Below are 14,575 nucleotides of genomic sequence, written 5' to 3'. Positions count from 1 at the left end.
TTTGGCAAAGGCGAAGAGCCAATACGTCTGCCAGGAGTGCGGCACGGTCCACCCCAAGTGGCTGGGCCGGTGCGAGGGCTGCGGCGCGTGGAACACCCTCGTCGAGGAGGCCGTGAGCGAGCCCGCGCGCGGCGGCAAGCGCAAGAGCGGACGCGGCGTCACCTTCACCGGCCTCAAGGGCACGGGCGAGCAGCCGCCCCGCCGCGTTTCCGGGCTCGCCGAGTTCGACCGCACCTGCGGCGGCGGGCTCGTGCCCGGCTCCTCGGTGCTGATCGGCGGCGATCCCGGCATCGGCAAGTCCACCCTGGCGCTTCAGGTGGCGGCGCGGCTGGCCGCGCGCGAGGGCATCTCCTGCGCCTACGTCTCCGGCGAGGAAGCCACGGATCAGGTGCGCCTGCGCGCGCAGCGCCTGGATCTGGCCGACGCGCCCGTGGCGCTGGCCGCGGCGACCAACGTCGAGGACATCCTGCCGGCACTGGAGGCCCCGGACGCACCCGAGGTGCTTGTCGTGGACTCCATCCAGACGATGCACACGGCTGAGCTGGATTCCGCCCCCGGCACGGTCAGCCAGGTGCGCGCCAGCGCCCAGTACCTGATCCGGGCCGCCAAGGCCTACGGCATCGCGGTCGTGCTGGTGGGCCACGTCACCAAGGAGGGCACACTCGCCGGCCCCAAGGTGCTGGAGCACATGGTCGACGCCGTGCTCACCTTCGAGGGCGAGCGCGGGCACCAGTTCCGCATCCTGCGCGCCATCAAGAACCGCTACGGCGCCACCGACGAGATCGGGGTGTTCGAGATGACCGAGGCGGGCCTCGCCGAGGTCGCCAACCCCTCCGCCCTCTTCCTGGCCGAGCGCCGGGGGCGCGTGGCCGGCTCGGCCGTGTTCGCCGGCATGGAGGGCACCCGCCCGGTGCTGGTGGAGATTCAGGCGCTGGTTGCGTCCTCCGCCCTGGCGACACCGCGGCGCGCGGTGGTCGGCTGGGACCCGAACCGCTTGTCCATGATCCTGGCGGTGCTGGAAGCGCGCTGCGGGGTTTTGCTCGCGGGTCAGGACGTCTATCTCAATGTTGCCGGCGGGCTGCGCGTCGCGGAACCGGCGGCCGACCTGGCCGTGGCGGCGGCCCTGCTCTCGGCGGCCAGCGACGAGCCGGTGGCCGAGGACGCGGTGCTCTTCGGCGAGATCGGGCTGTCCGGCGAGGTGCGCCCCGTGGGTCAGGCGGAACAACGCTTGAAGGAAGCCGCCAAGCTGGGCTTTGCTTCGGCCTGGATGCCGCCGCGCCGCGGCAGCCGCGCGCCCGCGCCACCGGCGGGAATCGCGGCGGACGAACTGGGGCACCTGGACGATCTGGTCGGCCGCTTCTCGGACCTGCCCACACGCCGGCGCCGGCGCGACAGCGACGGAGACGGGGACCACCCGGCACACGAGCCATGAGCGATCTTCCCATCAACGCGGTCGACGTCGTCGTGCTGGCGGTGCTGCTGGTGTCCGCGGTGCTGGCGTTCCTGCGCGGCTTCGTGCATGAAGTGCTGGGCATCGGCGCCTGGGTGGGCGCGGCGCTGGCGACGCTGTACGGCTTCCCGCACGCGCAGCCCTACGCCCGCGACCTGATCGCCATCGACCTCGTGGCCGACATCGTGGCCGGCGTGGCGATCTTCCTGGTCGTGCTCATCGTGCTGGCGGTGATTTCGCGCATGCTGGGCGCGCGGGTGCAGCAGTCGTCGCTGGGCGCGCTGGACCGCTCGCTCGGGCTGGCGTTCGGGCTGGTGCGCGGCGCCGTGATCCTGGCCGCCGCGTGGCTGGTGATGGAATGGGCGGTGCCCGACCCGGCCGACCGGCCGAGCTGGGTGCAGGACGCCGAAAGCCGCAAGCTCGTGGAATTTGGCGCGCACACCATGGCCGGCCTGCTGCCGCCTTCGTGGACCGCGAGCGGCGCCGCGGCGGTGGACTCCGCGCGCGACACTGCCGACCGGGCGCGCCAGGCCAAGGACGCCTACGACGCCCTGGCGCAGCCCGACGTCAAGCCCGACACCTCGGGCGAGACGGGCGGCCAGGGCTATAAGGACGAGACGCGCGAGCAGCTCGAAAGCATCATCCAGCAACAGACCGGCACCGGCGGGAGTGAGCAGCAATGACGGCGGACACCACGGCCGACACGCTGCGCGAAAAGTGCGGCGTGTTCGGTATTTACGGCCACCCCGACGCGGCCAAGCACACCGCGCTGGGCCTGCACGCGCTTCAGCACCGGGGCCAGGAAGCGGCCGGGCTGGTCACTTACAACGGCCGGCAGTTCAGCGCCCATCGCGACACCGGCCACGTCGGCGACATCTTCGACAAGCCCGACCTCATGGAACGCCTGACCGGCCACATCGCCGTCGGCCACAACCGCTATTCCACCAGCGGCGCCACGGCGATGCGCAACATCCAACCCTTGTTCGCGGAGCTGGCGTTCGGCGGCTTCGCGCTCAGCCACAACGGCAACCTGACCAACTTCGAAAAGCTGCGGCGCGAGCTGGTGCAGCGCGGGGCGCTCTTCCAGTCCACGACGGACACCGAGGTGCTCATCCACCTCATGGCCGCCGCGCCCGCCGAGGTCGAGGGCGCCGTGGACCGCATGACGTATGCGCTTCAGCACATCGAGGGCGCCTACGCCTTCGTCGCCATGACGGACAGTCAGCTCATCGGCGTGCGCGATCCCTTCGGCGTGCGGCCGCTGGTGCTGGGCCGCGTCGGCGACTCCTACGTCCTCGCCTCGGAAACCTGCGCGCTCGACATCATCGACGCCGAGGTCATCCGCGACATCGAGCCGGGCGAGATGGTGGTGATCGACACCGAGGGGCTCCGCTCGCTGCGGCCCTTCCCGCCGCGCAATCGCCAGCGCTTCTGCATCTTCGAGTACATCTACTTCGCCCGCCCCGATTCCGTGGTCGAGGGCTCCAGCGTTTACGAAGCGCGCCGCCGAATCGGCCAGGAGCTGGCGCGGGAGAGCCACTCGCCCTCGGACGTCGTCATTCCGGTGCCGGACTCCGGCGTGCCCGCCGCCATCGGTTACGCCGACGAAGCGCAGATCCCCTTCGAGTTCGGCATCATCCGCAACCACTACGTCGGCCGCACCTTCATTGAGCCCACGCAGTCGATCCGCAACCTGGGCGTGAAGCTGAAGCACAACGCCAACCGCGCCATGATTGAGGGCAAGCGCGTCGTGCTCGTGGACGATTCCATCGTGCGCGGCACCACCTCGGCCAAGATCGTGAAGATGGTGCGCGACGCCGGGGCGAAAGAGGTGCACATGCGCATCGCCGCGCCGCCAACCCGGCATTCCTGCTACTACGGCATCGACACGCCCAACGCCGGCGAGCTGCTGGCCTCGCGCTACACCGTGCCGGACATGGCGAGCGTGATCGGCTGCGACAGCCTGGCCTTCATCTCCTTCGACGGCATGTACCGCGCCATGGGCCATGCCGGGCGCAACCCCGACCAGCCGCAGTTCTGCGACGCCTGCTTCACGGGCGATTATCCCATCCCGTTGGTGGACCAGGAAGAGGACACCCCGGACACGGACCTCTTCTCCGTCATCTCCGAAGAGGCCTGACGCCGCGGCACACGCCCACCCATTCCGGCAAGCGCCCGACCCACGCGGTCGGGCGCTTGTTTCCGGCGACATATTTTGATAGTTGTCCAACTCTCGAAATATCTTGGGTGTTGGAGCCATGGAAACACAGGACGCCGTCCCCGCCCTCGCCGCGCTGGCGCAATCCACGCGGCTGAACGCTTTCCGCGCCCTGGTGCAGGCCGGGCCGGACGGCATGGCGCAAGGCGAGCTGGCGCGGTGCCTGGACGTGCAGCCGGCAACGCTGTCGTTCCACCTGCAGCAGCTGGAACAGGCCGGGCTGGTGCACGGCCGCCGGCAGAGCCGGCACATCTACTACGCGGCGGATTACGAGGGCATGCGCCGCCTGCTCGCCTTCCTCACCGAGGACTGCTGCGGCGGGCGGCCCGAGATCTGCGGCGATCTGGCGAACCACGCGGCCGAATGCGCGGCCGATGACGGAGACGGGAGCTCATGACGGACCGCCCCTACCGCGTGCTCTTCCTGTGCACGCACAACTCGGCCCGCTCGGTGATGGCCGAGGCGATCCTCAACGCCATCGGGCCGCCGAGCTTCAAAGGGTACAGCGCCGGCAGCCACCCGCGCGGCAGCATCAACCGGTACGTGCTCGATCTGCTGGAGCGCAGCGGGCATCCGACCGGCAAGCTCGCCAGCAAATCCTGGGACGCGTTCACGGGGAGGGATGCGCCGGCGCTGGATTTCGTCTTCACGCTCTGCGACCAGGCCGCGGGTGAGATCTGTCCGGTGTTTCCGGGCCATCCGCTCACGGCGCACTGGCCTTTCCCCGATCCCTCGAAGGCCGATGGCACCGAGGCGGAGATCCGCGCCTTCGTCAGCGACGTCTACCGCCAGATCCACACCCGGCTGAGCCTCTTCACCAGCCTGCCCCTCGTCTCGCTGGACCGCATGAGCCTGCAGCGGCGTGTGCGTGAGCTGGGCAGCGCCGAGGGCTCGGGCGAGACGGCCTGACCGCCCTCGCACACGTCCCCACCGCACCCGACACCGAAGGAAGACCCCGATGGCGAACGGGCGTCCCCGCATGGCGTTTTTCGACCGCTACCTGACCGTCTGGATCCTGGCCGCGATGGTGCTCGGCGTCGGCCTCGGCGCCAGCGTCGACGGCCTGCCCGGGCTGCTGGAAAGCCTCAGCATCGGCTCCACGAACATTCCCATCGCCATCGGGCTGATCCTGATGATGTACCCGCCCCTGGCGAAGGTGAAGTACGAGGAGCTGCCGACCGTCTTCCGCGACTGGCGCGTGCTCACGCTCTCGCTGGTGCAGAACTGGGTGATCGGCCCGGTGCTGATGTTCGCGCTGGCCGTGACCTTCCTGCCCGATCATCCCGGCTACATGACGGGCCTGATCGTGATCGGCCTGGCGCGCTGTATCGCCATGGTGGTGGTGTGGAACCATCTGGCCGGCGGCTCGCGCGAGTACGTGGCCGGGCTCGTGGCCTTCAACAGCCTGTTCCAGCTCGCCTTCTTCAGCGCCTACGCGTGGTTCTTCCTGGCCGTGCTGCCGCCGCTGGTGGGCCTGGAGGGCCGCATCGTCGACGTCAGCTTCTGGACCGTGGCGCAGGCCGTGGCCATCTATCTGGGCATCCCCTTCCTGGCCGGCGTGCTGTCGTGGGGCGTGCTCCGCCGCGGCCTGGGCGAGGACTGGTACACGACGCGCTTCGCGCCGAAGATCTCCTGGCTGACCCCAGCGGCGCTGCTGTTCACGATCGTGGCGATGTTCGCGCTCAAGGGCGACGCCGTGGTCGAGCTGCCGTTCGACGTGCTGCGCATCGCCGCCCCACTGGCGATCTACTTCGTCGTCATGTTCGTCATCAGCTTCGCCATGGGCAAGCTGATCGAGGCGGACTACCCGCGCACGACCTCGATCGCCTTCACGGCCGCCAGCAACAACTTCGAGCTCGCCATCGCGGTGGCCATCGCCGCCTTCGGGCTGGCCTCGGACGTCGCCTTCGCCACCGTCATCGGCCCGCTGATCGAGGTGCCCGTGCTCATCGCCCTGGTGAACGTGGCGATTTGGCTCGGCCGGCGCTGGTTCCAGGGCGGCGGCGCGGCGTCCGGCACGAACCCAGCGGCGGGCAGCGGATAAGGCGTTTGCCGCGGAATCCCTGCGGGCCCATCGTGAAGCCAAGACAACCACACAACACACGCGAAGTTTTCGGCATCTCTGGCTTGCAGGGTGCGACAGAACCGCCCAATACGCGATTGATACACAACCAAATCGGCTCCGTATTCCCGTACTCGCGGTCGGGGTGATCCAACCGACGTGGGACACGCGATTTGCTGAATGCCCCGGCCGCTTCTACACTCTCGGTATGAGGGTGTGGCAGCGCCTCGCGGTCACCGGCTCCGGCCGGCCCTGAGCCACGGGGCGCCCAGGGGGAGCCGCGATGCCCCTCTCCGCGCGCGAACAGGCTGGCCGCCGTCGCTGGCGCTTCGGCATCGTCCCGAAGATCCTGGCCCTTGTGCTCGTGCCCATCGTCATCCTGGCCGCGCTCAACGCCTACACGCTCTGGTCCGCCTCCACCCGGCTGGACGCGGCCCTGACGGACGTGGCCGAGCGCCAGCGCGTGACCACGCGGCTCGACGCCGCGGTTGCCCGCGTGAAGGACGACATCATCGGGCTTCAGCAGACGCTGGCCGCGCTCATTGCGGTCCACCAGCGCAGCCTCCTTCAGGGCGACCCGAGCCTGACGGAACGAACCCGCGCCCGCCGGGCGGAACTCACGCGCGCGCTCGACCGCTACACCGCGAACGTGACCACGCTGGCGCGGCGGATCGAAGATGCCGGGCTCATGCAGGCGGCCGCCACGCCCCCGGCCATGCAGGACGAGGCGGCGCGGCGGCTGGGCTATCTGCAGCGCTCGCGGACGACGCTGGCGCAGCTGCTGTCCCTGTTCCAAGCGGCCAACACGCGCACGCTCACCGCGTTGGAGCGCAACCGCATGAAGCGGGCGTCCAACAACTTCATCTTTGAGGAACGCACCCGCCTGAAGGCGGTGCGCGATCGGTTGAGCCGCAGCGCCGACATGGCGGTGAAGCTCGGCGAACAGCTGCGCGCGATCCAGGCCAAGCGCACCCACGTCGCGCAGACGGCGGCGCGCGAGCGCACCGAGCACGCCACCGCGGTGCTCGCCGGAATGTTGGCGGTGGCCATCGGGCTCGTGATGGTCCTGGCGGCGGTGGCCGCGACCTACGGCTTCGCGCGCCCGCTCAAACGCATGGTTGGCGTCATGCTGGCCTTTGCGAACGGGCGAACCGACCGCCCCATCCCGTCGGCGAGCAACGACGAGATCGGGGACATGGCCCGTGCGCTCGCGGTTTTTCGCGAGCGCACCCGCGAAGCCGCCGAGATGCGGGCGGCCCTGCACGACGCCAAGGAGAAAGCGGAAGCCGCCAACAAGGCGAAGACGCGCTTCCTCTCCACGATGAGCCACGAGTTGCGCACGCCGCTGAACGCCGTCATCGGCTTCGCCGACGTCATCCGCAGCCGCATGTTCGGGGACGTGGGCGATACCTACGCCGGCTATGCGGACCACATCTACCACAGCGGCCGGCACTTGCTGGATCTGGTCAACGATCTGCTCGACCTGTCCCGTCTTGAGGCCGGCCGCTACGAGCTTTCCCCGGAATGGATCGATGTCACCGGGATCGCGCAGACGTGTCTCGGCATGCTGGAGCCGCGCGCAGCCGCCAAGGACGTCCGGCTGCACACGGAATTGCCCGACAGCCTGCCCATTCGCGGCGACGAACGCGCCGTGCGGCAGGTGTTGCTCAATCTCCTGACCAATGCGGTGAAGTTCACCCCGGCCGGCGGGAGCGTCACGATTGCCGCCCGGGCGGACGGCGACGACCGGCTGCGGCTGGCCGTGACGGACACCGGGGCCGGGATCGCAGCGGCGGACATTGAGCGGGTGCTCCAACCGCTCCACCAAAGCGACGCCCGCACCTCGCGCGATCAGGAGGAAGGCTCGGGCCTGGGACTTGCCATCAGCCGCGAACTGGTGGAACTTCACGGAGGCGCGCTGCATCTGGACAGCACGCCCGGCCACGGCACCACGGCAACGGTCGAGCTGCCCGTCGACTGCACGCCTCAAGCCGAAACGGCGGCCGAGGTGCCCGTTCCGGCCACGGGCTGAACCGCGCGCCCGGTCCACACGATGCCGACGGTGACGCACCGTGCTCAGCCGGCTGATCCATGCACTGACGGCCCTCGCGGGCGGCGCTGCCGGCGCGCAGGTGCCGGCGCTGTACGCGCGCTACACGCACGAGGTCGGCGCGCGCATCCGGCAAGCCAGTGAGGGACTGGACGCCATCACGGGCTACGCCGAGCGTCAGGGGATCGCCGTGCACGAAGCCCTGAACCGGCTCCGCGCCAAGGGCGGCGTGGCGGAAGCGGCGTACAGGGACCTGCACGAGACGTACACCACGCTCGAACGCTTGGAGCCGGCGTACACCGCCCTGACGAACGCCGGGCCGCTGGTCCGGCCGGTCGTGTTTGTCCGGCATTTCGACCCCACCATCGCGGAGGCCGCGCTCGCGGATTTCTCCCCGGCTCTGCCGCTGTCCGCCACGGGGGCGGCGTATGCGGCTGTCGGCGCCGTTGCGGTGTTGCTGGCGACGCGTGGCGGCCACATGCTGTGCACCCGCGCGGCCCGGGGGCTCCGCCGCGCGCGCACGAAGATCACCAGCACGCACGGAACGGATCACGCATGACGGACACGCACGCGAACGGACGCCTCGCCGGCCGGCTGGCCGTGATCACCGGCGCCTCGCGCGGCATCGGCGCCGCCGTGGCGGAGCGCTTCGCACAGGAAGGCGCGCACCTCGTCCTGATCGCGCGCACCCAGGGCGGGCTGGAGGAGATGGACGACCGCGTCCAGGCCGCCGGCGCACCGCCCGCGACCCTCGTGCCGCTCGACCTGACGGACTTCGACGCCCTGGACCGGCTGGGCGCCAGCCTCTACGAGCGCCACGGCAAGCTGGACATCCTGGTGGGCAACGCCGGCACGCTGGGCCAGCTCGGTCCGCTCAGTCACGTGCCGCCGGACGTCTGGCAGGCGTGCATGGACGTGAACGTGACCGCCAACTACCGCCTGATCCGCAGCCTGGAGCCGCTGCTGCGCCAGTCGGACGCGGGGCGCGCCATCTTCGTCACCAGCGGCGCGGCCCGCTCGGCCTTTCCCTTCTTCGGCCCCTACGCGGCCTCCAAGGCGGCGCTGGAGCGCGTGGTGCAGATCTGGGCGCAGGAGATGCGCAAGACGCCCATTCGCGCCAACCTGCTCGATCCCGGTGTGGTCCGCACGCGCATGCGCGCCTTCGCCTTCCCGGAGGAAGACCCGGAGCAGCACCCGGAGCCCATGGCCGTGGCGGAAACCTTTGTGAAGCTGGCGGACCCCGCGTGCCAGCGCCACGGCGAGATCGTGCACGCGCTGTAACCCCGCGCTCAGGCGTAGGGGTTCTTGGGCCGCTTGTAGATGAAGCGGATGGGTGTGCCCGGCAGATCGAAGTCGTGGCGCAGTTCGTTTTCCAAGTAGCGGGTGTAAGACCCAGGCACCTCTGTGGGCTGCGAGCAGAACAGTGTGAAGGTCGGCGGGCGCGCCTTCGGCTGCGTGATGTACTTGAAGCGGATGCGCTTGCCGTAGCGCCCGCGCGGCGGCGGGTGCGACGCCGTCACCTCGCTCAGCCACTGGTTCAGGTCCGGCGTCGCGACCTTCGTCGTCCAAATTTTGTAGGCGCGCAGCACCGCGTCCAACAGCGTCTCGACGTTGCGCCCCGTCAGACCGGAGAGGGAGACGACGGGCACCCCGCGCACCTGCGGCAGCGAGGTCTTGAGGCGATCGCGCACGGCGCGGAGCGCGGCGTCGGCATCGGCGACCGCGTCGATCTTGTTGACCACGACGACGAGCGCCCGGCCCTCCTCGATCACGCTCTGCGCGATGTGCAGGTCCTGGCGGTCCAGCCCCTCTGTGGCGTCGGCGACCAACGCCACGACGTGGGCGAAGTTGATGGCGTGGAGCGCGTCCTGAACGGCGAGCTGTTCCAGCTTGTCCTGCACCCGCGCGCGCCGGCGCTGCCCGGCCGTGTCGACCAGGCGCATGGGCTGGCCCTTGTGGTGCCAGTCCACGCGGATGGCATCGCGCGTGAGCCCGGCTTCCGGCCCGGTGAGCAGGCGGTCCTCCCCGAGCAGCCGGTTGATCAGCGTGGACTTGCCAACGTTGGGCCGTCCGACGACCGCGAGCTGGACGACATCCTGCCCCGCTTCCTCGGAGTCCGCCTCCACATCTTCGGCGTCGTGCGCTTCGCGCCAGGCTTCATGGATCGCGTGGAGGCGGTCGTACAGCTCGTCTATGCCGTGGCCGTGCTCGCCGGAAAAGGCGACCGGCTCGCCGAGACCCAGCTCGTAAGCCTCGTAGAACCCGGCCTCCCCGGCCGAGCCCTCGCACTTGTTCGTCAGCACGATCACCGGCCGGTCGCTCTTGCGCAACTCGTCGGCGAAGAGTTCGTCCGACGGCGTGATGCCGGCCCTGGCGTCGAGCATGAAGAGGACGACGTCCGCTTCCTCGACGGCGCGCTGGCTCTGCTCGCGCATGCGCGAGGCCAGGCTGGCGTGGTCGGCTTCCTCCAGGCCGGCGGTATCGACGAGACGGAAGGTGAGATCGAAGAGCTTGCCGTCCGCCTCCCGCCGGTCGCGGGTCACACCGGGGGTGTCGTCCACGAGCGCCAGCCGCTTGCCGGCCAGGCGGTTGAACAGCGTCGATTTGCCCACATTCGGCCGCCCGACGACGGCCACGGTAAACGTCATGGTGTCTGCTTCGGCCTGCGCGCGGCGTTATTGCAGGGCGATGAGCTGCGCGTCGCGCGTGATGATGTAGAGCGTGTTCCGCGCCACCACCGGCGGGACGGCGGGCTTCCCGGCCAACTCGGTCGTGCCATCGAGGTCGCCACTCGCCGGATCGAGCGCCAGGAGCGTCTCGTTGCTGCCCGCCATGAGCAGCTGCCCGCGCGCGAGCACCGGACCGTACCAGATGATGCGGCCTTCCTGGTCGTCCGGGTCGGTGTAGCGGGGGATCTTCGTCAGCCAGCGCATCTTGCCCGAATCCCGGAACAGCGCGGCAACGCGGGCGCGCGGCGAGAGCACGTAGACGGCGTTGCCCGCCACCCAGGGCATGTTGATGCTGCCGATGTCGCGGGACCAGGCACGGTCGCCGCGGCGCAGGTTGATCGCCACGGTGCGGTTGGCGTTGCTGCTGGCATACACGCGGTCCTCGCCGATCACCGGCATGCCGCGGATGTCCGCCATGTCGGCCACGGGGTCAGTGGTTCCCGCGAGGCTCGCCAGGGTGTCGCTCCACAGGCTCCGGCCGTTGCTGGTCAGCAGCGCGAAGAGCTGGCCCGAGGAATAGCCGACGATGCTGGTGGAATCCCGCGCGGCCGGGCTGGCGGAGCCCACGAACCCGGCGCGTTCCTGAATGCCCTGGTGCGACCACTGCTGCGTGCCGTCGCCCGCCGCGAGCGCGATCGTGCGATTGGCTTCGGTGTTCACCAGCACCGCGTCACGGTGAATCGTGGGCGCGGCGTGGATGGGGGCGCCCACACCCTGCTGCCAGACGGTTTCGCCGTTTTCGGCGTCCAGGGCCGTCACGCGCCCGTCGCCCGTCGTGACATAGAGCCGCCCCTGCGCGTAGGCGACACCGCCGCCGAAGTAGCTGCCGCTCGCTTCGCCGTCATCCCGCGTCAGCTTGCGCCGCCAGACGCGCTCGCCGGAGCCGGCGGCATAGGCGGAAACCGTGGCCCGGGCGTCGAGCGCGAACACCCGCCCGGCGGCAACCACGGGCTGGCCGAGGATGCGCCGGTCGTAACCGTTGCCCGTGCCCAGATCCGCCGTCCAGGCCGGCTCCAGGCCGCTTGATAGCTCCAAGTGGCCCATGCGGTGATCGGGCCGGCCGCCCGGCTGCGGCCACGCGCTGTTGGCGCGCGCACCGGGAACCTCGATCTCGCGGTCGGCGATGGCCGGGTCCGGGGTCGCCGCGCCGTCCTCGGTAAGCACCGGAACGCGCTCACCCGGCAGGCGCGATTCGTCTTCGCCCCCGCCGAAAATGCCGTCCGTAATCCCGCAGCCGCCAAGCATGACTGCGGCCAGCGCGAGGCCGCCCCAACGGCTCCACATCACAATCGTTGCCCCGTCATTCCTTGAGAAGGGCGAGCATGTGCTCGGCGCGCCGGCGCTGAGCCGGGGGCACGTTGGCGCCCTCGGTGATGCGCGTGTAGTGCTCGACGGCCTGCTCCCGCTCGCCGCGCTTCGCCGCGAGCAGCCCCTGCGCTTCCAGCGCCGTCGGGCGGAAGCCGCTGTCGCCGCCGGCGATGGCACTGAGGCGCTGGGTCAGCAGTTCCGGCACATCCGCGCCGGCGTCCAGGGCGTGCATGACGGCCTGGATGGTGGCCAACCGCTGATAGGACGCGGCAACGCCGTCCGCTTCCGCGATGCGCTGCCAGGTTTTCAGCGCCGCGCCGCTGTTGCCGAGCTGCACCTGGGCATCGGCCAGCCGGAAGCTGGCAAGCAGGCTGAACCCGCCCTCGGCCGGCGCCGCCATGTCCTTGAAGGCGTCGCGCGCGGCTTGCGTCTCGTCGGCGTTGAGCTGTTCGACGGCGGCCGCGTAGGTCTGCGCCGCCTCCACGGCCTGGTCGTGGCGGTAGGCTTCCCAGCCCTTGTAGCCCGCCACGGCGACGACCAGCAGAACGGCCGCCGCGATCACCCACGGGCCGTACCGCTTCCAAAGCGCCAGGTAGTCCTCCTGGCGGATCTCCTCGTCGATTTCGCGGAAGATGTCGGACAAAGCGATGACTCGCGCCTCACCTTGTGGCTGAACCGTTCGCCGGCGGGAGCGCGATCCTAGGGCATAAGAGACCCGGGCCGCAACGGCCCGGGCGATCCAAGATGCTCGCACGCCAATGAGATACCACCGCCCATGCGGGCGATGCCCCGGCGACCCGGCGTCAGGCGGCGGCCTTCCACTTGATCGAACAGCCCATCGACGGGATCTGCTCGGCCGGACCCTGCCCCGTTTCGGCCACCCGCTTCATGGCGTTGAAGAGCTCACGCTCGGCATTGGGCGCCGCCTCCTTCTTCGAGGCATCCAGGCGGCCCCGGTACTGCAGCCTCAGATCGGCATTGAACCCGAAGAAGTCGGGCGTGCACACGGCGCCGTACGCCTTCGCCACCGCCTGGGTCTCGTCCAGCAAATAGGGGAAGGTAAAGCCGTGTTCGCGCGCGAAGGCCTGCATGTTCTCGAAGGAATCGGCGGGATAGGATTCGGTGTCGTTGGACATGATGGCCGCGGCGCCGATGCCGAGCGCCTGGAGCGCCGTCACGTCGGCGACCAGCCGGTCGACGATCGCCCGCACGTAGGGGCAGTGGTTGCAGATGAACATGATCAGCGTGCCGCGCTCGCCACGCACGTCGGCGAGCGTGTAACGCTTGCCGTCCACGCCTGGCAGGTCGAAATCCGCAGCCTGCCAGCCGAAGTCGCACACCGGCGTTTCCAGAGCCGCCATGGCGCCATCTCCCCTGTCCGCATTCCGGCCGCCGCGGGCCGTACGGTGCTACTCTCACAGGTGCGTCGCCGCCGGACCACGGTCAAGCGGGCATCGCAGCGCCCGCGTCTGGACGTGACGCCGCTGATCGCCGAAACTGATTCGCCACATGGTCTGGCTTCGACGTTGGAGGCGCAGGGTAGCGTGCACCGCCAGAACTGGGCCAACCCGGGCCGCGACCGGCCGTTTTTCAGCCGGGGCGAGCTTCAGCAACTGCTCGCGCTGTATTCGCAGCGTGTCTCGGAAGGCGTCTGGCGGGACTACGCCATCGACCAGCAAAAAGGCGCCGTCTTCTTCTGCGTCTTCCGGCACAGCGGCGAAACACCGTTGTACACCGTCGGCAAGAAGGCTGACCGCGGGATCTATGAGGTCTTCGACGGCGTCCGCCGCGTCAAGCGCACCAGTTCCCTGGACGAGGCCGTGCACACGCTCAAGCGGCGCTCGGCCGTGCGCGCGGTGACGTAAGGCCCCTCGCCCCGCACGGCCCCGTCGGCATCGGTCGAGCCCCCTTCAGGCCACGTTCGCGGCGCGGCCGGAGTTCACCGGGTCGAGCCCGGGAAACGGCATCACCGGGCGCACGTCGCCCGCGGTCATCAACCCTGACGGATCGTCGAGCTTGGCGGTGCCCCGCTCCACGCGGGCGAGCCCGTCCTCGCGCAGCTGCGTCAGCGTGCGACTGACGTGCACCACGCTGAGGCCAAGGTAATCCGCCAGATGCTCCTGCTTGATGGGCAGGCGGTAGTGCGTGCCGTTGACCATGCCGATGGTCGCCAGCCGGTCCCAGGTCCGCACCAGGAAGTGGGCGATGCGCTCGTAGGCGTTGCGCCGGCCCAGGCTGACGACGTGCTCGGCGTCCGTCGTCTCGTCGCCGAGCGTCCACGCCAGCCGGCGCGCGAGCGCCGGGTTCGGCTCGGCGATCCGGGGCCAGATCTCCGGGCCCAGGCTGACGACCGACACCGGGGTCAGCGTGCGCACCGCGAAGGCGCTGGCGTCCTCGAACAGGCCGTGCGGGTTGGCGATGTCGCCCGGCACGAGGAAACGGACGATCTGCCGCCGGCCGTCGCGCATCACCTTGAAGGTGTAGGCCCAGCCGTCCATCAGCAGGAAGGCGGCGGCGTTTTCCCGGGCATCCACCAGGCGGTCGTTCGGCGGCCGCGTTTCCGCGCCCTGTTGAATGCTGTCGAGAACCCGCGCGTCCTCCTCGCTGAGCTGCGATCGGACCTGCATCCGCTGGGTAAAGGGTTTGTTCGCGCCCTGGGTCATCGTTACCGCCCGCTTAAGTTCGATTACCATTGCGGGCGCGGCATATAACACAGAAGAACAACCGTGCAGTGCGTTATCCCATCACAGGTAGGCCA

The 14,575-nt window shown here is 69.9% G+C and carries 15 protein-coding genes; 10 read left to right on the top strand and 5 right to left on the bottom strand.

What is annotated here, in order from left to right; translation table 11 throughout:
- The first annotated feature begins 1 nt into the window (after position 1).
- From radA to BLQ43_RS02775, 9 genes are all read left to right on the top strand, one after another.
- Complete coding sequence (radA, locus tag BLQ43_RS02815; RefSeq protein ID WP_090018582.1) at positions 2-1,432, top strand: DNA repair protein RadA; 1,431 nt, start codon at positions 2-4, stop codon at positions 1,430-1,432.
- A complete protein-coding gene (locus BLQ43_RS02810) occupies positions 1,429-2,133 on the top strand; it encodes a CvpA family protein (RefSeq protein ID WP_090018581.1) in 705 nt (234 codons plus the stop codon). The genes radA and BLQ43_RS02810 overlap by 4 nt, the downstream gene beginning before the upstream one ends.
- Positions 2,130-3,590, top strand: a complete 1,461-nt coding sequence (gene purF / locus BLQ43_RS02805) for an amidophosphoribosyltransferase (RefSeq protein ID WP_090018580.1) — start codon at positions 2,130-2,132, stop codon at positions 3,588-3,590. The genes BLQ43_RS02810 and purF overlap by 4 nt, the downstream gene beginning before the upstream one ends.
- 118 nt (positions 3,591-3,708) lie before the next feature.
- The gene (locus tag BLQ43_RS02800) at positions 3,709-4,065 is read left to right on the top strand and encodes an ArsR/SmtB family transcription factor (protein ID WP_090018579.1); all 357 of its coding nucleotides are present in this window, start codon (positions 3,709-3,711) and stop codon (positions 4,063-4,065) included.
- Complete coding sequence (locus BLQ43_RS02795; RefSeq protein WP_090018578.1) at positions 4,062-4,577, top strand: arsenate reductase ArsC; 516 nt, start codon at positions 4,062-4,064, stop codon at positions 4,575-4,577. The genes BLQ43_RS02800 and BLQ43_RS02795 overlap by 4 nt, the downstream gene beginning before the upstream one ends.
- A 49-nt stretch (positions 4,578-4,626) precedes the next feature.
- On the top strand, positions 4,627-5,712 hold the full coding sequence (arsB, locus tag BLQ43_RS02790) for an ACR3 family arsenite efflux transporter (protein WP_090018577.1): 1,086 nt from the start codon (positions 4,627-4,629) through the stop codon (positions 5,710-5,712).
- 301 nt (positions 5,713-6,013) lie between these two features.
- Positions 6,014-7,762: a sensor histidine kinase gene (locus BLQ43_RS02785; RefSeq protein ID WP_090018576.1), complete on the top strand. Its 1,749-nt coding sequence runs from the start codon at positions 6,014-6,016 to the stop codon at positions 7,760-7,762.
- A 40-nt stretch (positions 7,763-7,802) separates the two neighbouring features.
- The gene (locus BLQ43_RS02780) at positions 7,803-8,339 is read left to right on the top strand and encodes a DUF2937 family protein (RefSeq protein WP_090018575.1); all 537 of its coding nucleotides are present in this window, start codon (positions 7,803-7,805) and stop codon (positions 8,337-8,339) included.
- Positions 8,336-9,061, top strand: a complete 726-nt coding sequence (locus tag BLQ43_RS02775; protein ID WP_090018574.1) for an SDR family NAD(P)-dependent oxidoreductase — start codon at positions 8,336-8,338, stop codon at positions 9,059-9,061. Before BLQ43_RS02780 ends, BLQ43_RS02775 begins: the two co-directional genes overlap by 4 nt.
- Before the next feature lie 8 nt (positions 9,062-9,069).
- Here BLQ43_RS02775 and der read toward each other — a convergent pair whose 3' ends face one another.
- From der to BLQ43_RS02755, 4 genes are all read right to left on the bottom strand, one after another.
- Entirely contained in the window at positions 9,070-10,428 is a 1,359-nt protein-coding gene (der, locus tag BLQ43_RS02770; protein ID WP_090018573.1) for a ribosome biogenesis GTPase Der, read from the bottom strand.
- A gap of 27 nt (positions 10,429-10,455) precedes the next feature.
- Entirely contained in the window at positions 10,456-11,793 is a 1,338-nt protein-coding gene (locus BLQ43_RS02765) for an outer membrane protein assembly factor BamB family protein (RefSeq protein ID WP_090018572.1), read from the bottom strand.
- A 16-nt stretch (positions 11,794-11,809) separates the two neighbouring features.
- A complete protein-coding gene (locus BLQ43_RS02760; RefSeq protein WP_176758485.1) occupies positions 11,810-12,460 on the bottom strand; it encodes a tetratricopeptide repeat protein in 651 nt (216 codons plus the stop codon).
- A gap of 160 nt (positions 12,461-12,620) precedes the next feature.
- Positions 12,621-13,178: a thioredoxin family protein gene (locus BLQ43_RS02755; RefSeq protein ID WP_090018570.1), complete on the bottom strand. Its 558-nt coding sequence runs from the start codon at positions 13,176-13,178 to the stop codon at positions 12,621-12,623.
- Positions 13,179-13,292: 114 nt separating this feature from the next.
- On the opposite strand from BLQ43_RS02755, the gene BLQ43_RS02750 reads away from it, so the two are divergent.
- Positions 13,293-13,682: a DUF2794 domain-containing protein gene (locus tag BLQ43_RS02750; RefSeq protein ID WP_218119093.1), complete on the top strand. Its 390-nt coding sequence runs from the start codon at positions 13,293-13,295 to the stop codon at positions 13,680-13,682.
- Between the two features lie 45 nt (positions 13,683-13,727).
- Here the strand turns inward: BLQ43_RS02750 and BLQ43_RS02745 are convergent, their stop codons facing one another.
- The gene (locus BLQ43_RS02745) at positions 13,728-14,480 is read right to left on the bottom strand and encodes a Crp/Fnr family transcriptional regulator (protein ID WP_176758484.1); all 753 of its coding nucleotides are present in this window, start codon (positions 14,478-14,480) and stop codon (positions 13,728-13,730) included.
- Between the last annotated feature and the right edge of the window lie 95 nt (positions 14,481-14,575).

This window comes from Limimonas halophila (assembly GCF_900100655.1).
In the GTDB taxonomy this organism is placed as follows: domain Bacteria; phylum Pseudomonadota; class Alphaproteobacteria; order Kiloniellales; family Rhodovibrionaceae; genus Limimonas; species Limimonas halophila.
Note: the sequence above shows the minus strand (reverse complement) of the source record. Positions and strands in the feature narration are given on the sequence as shown.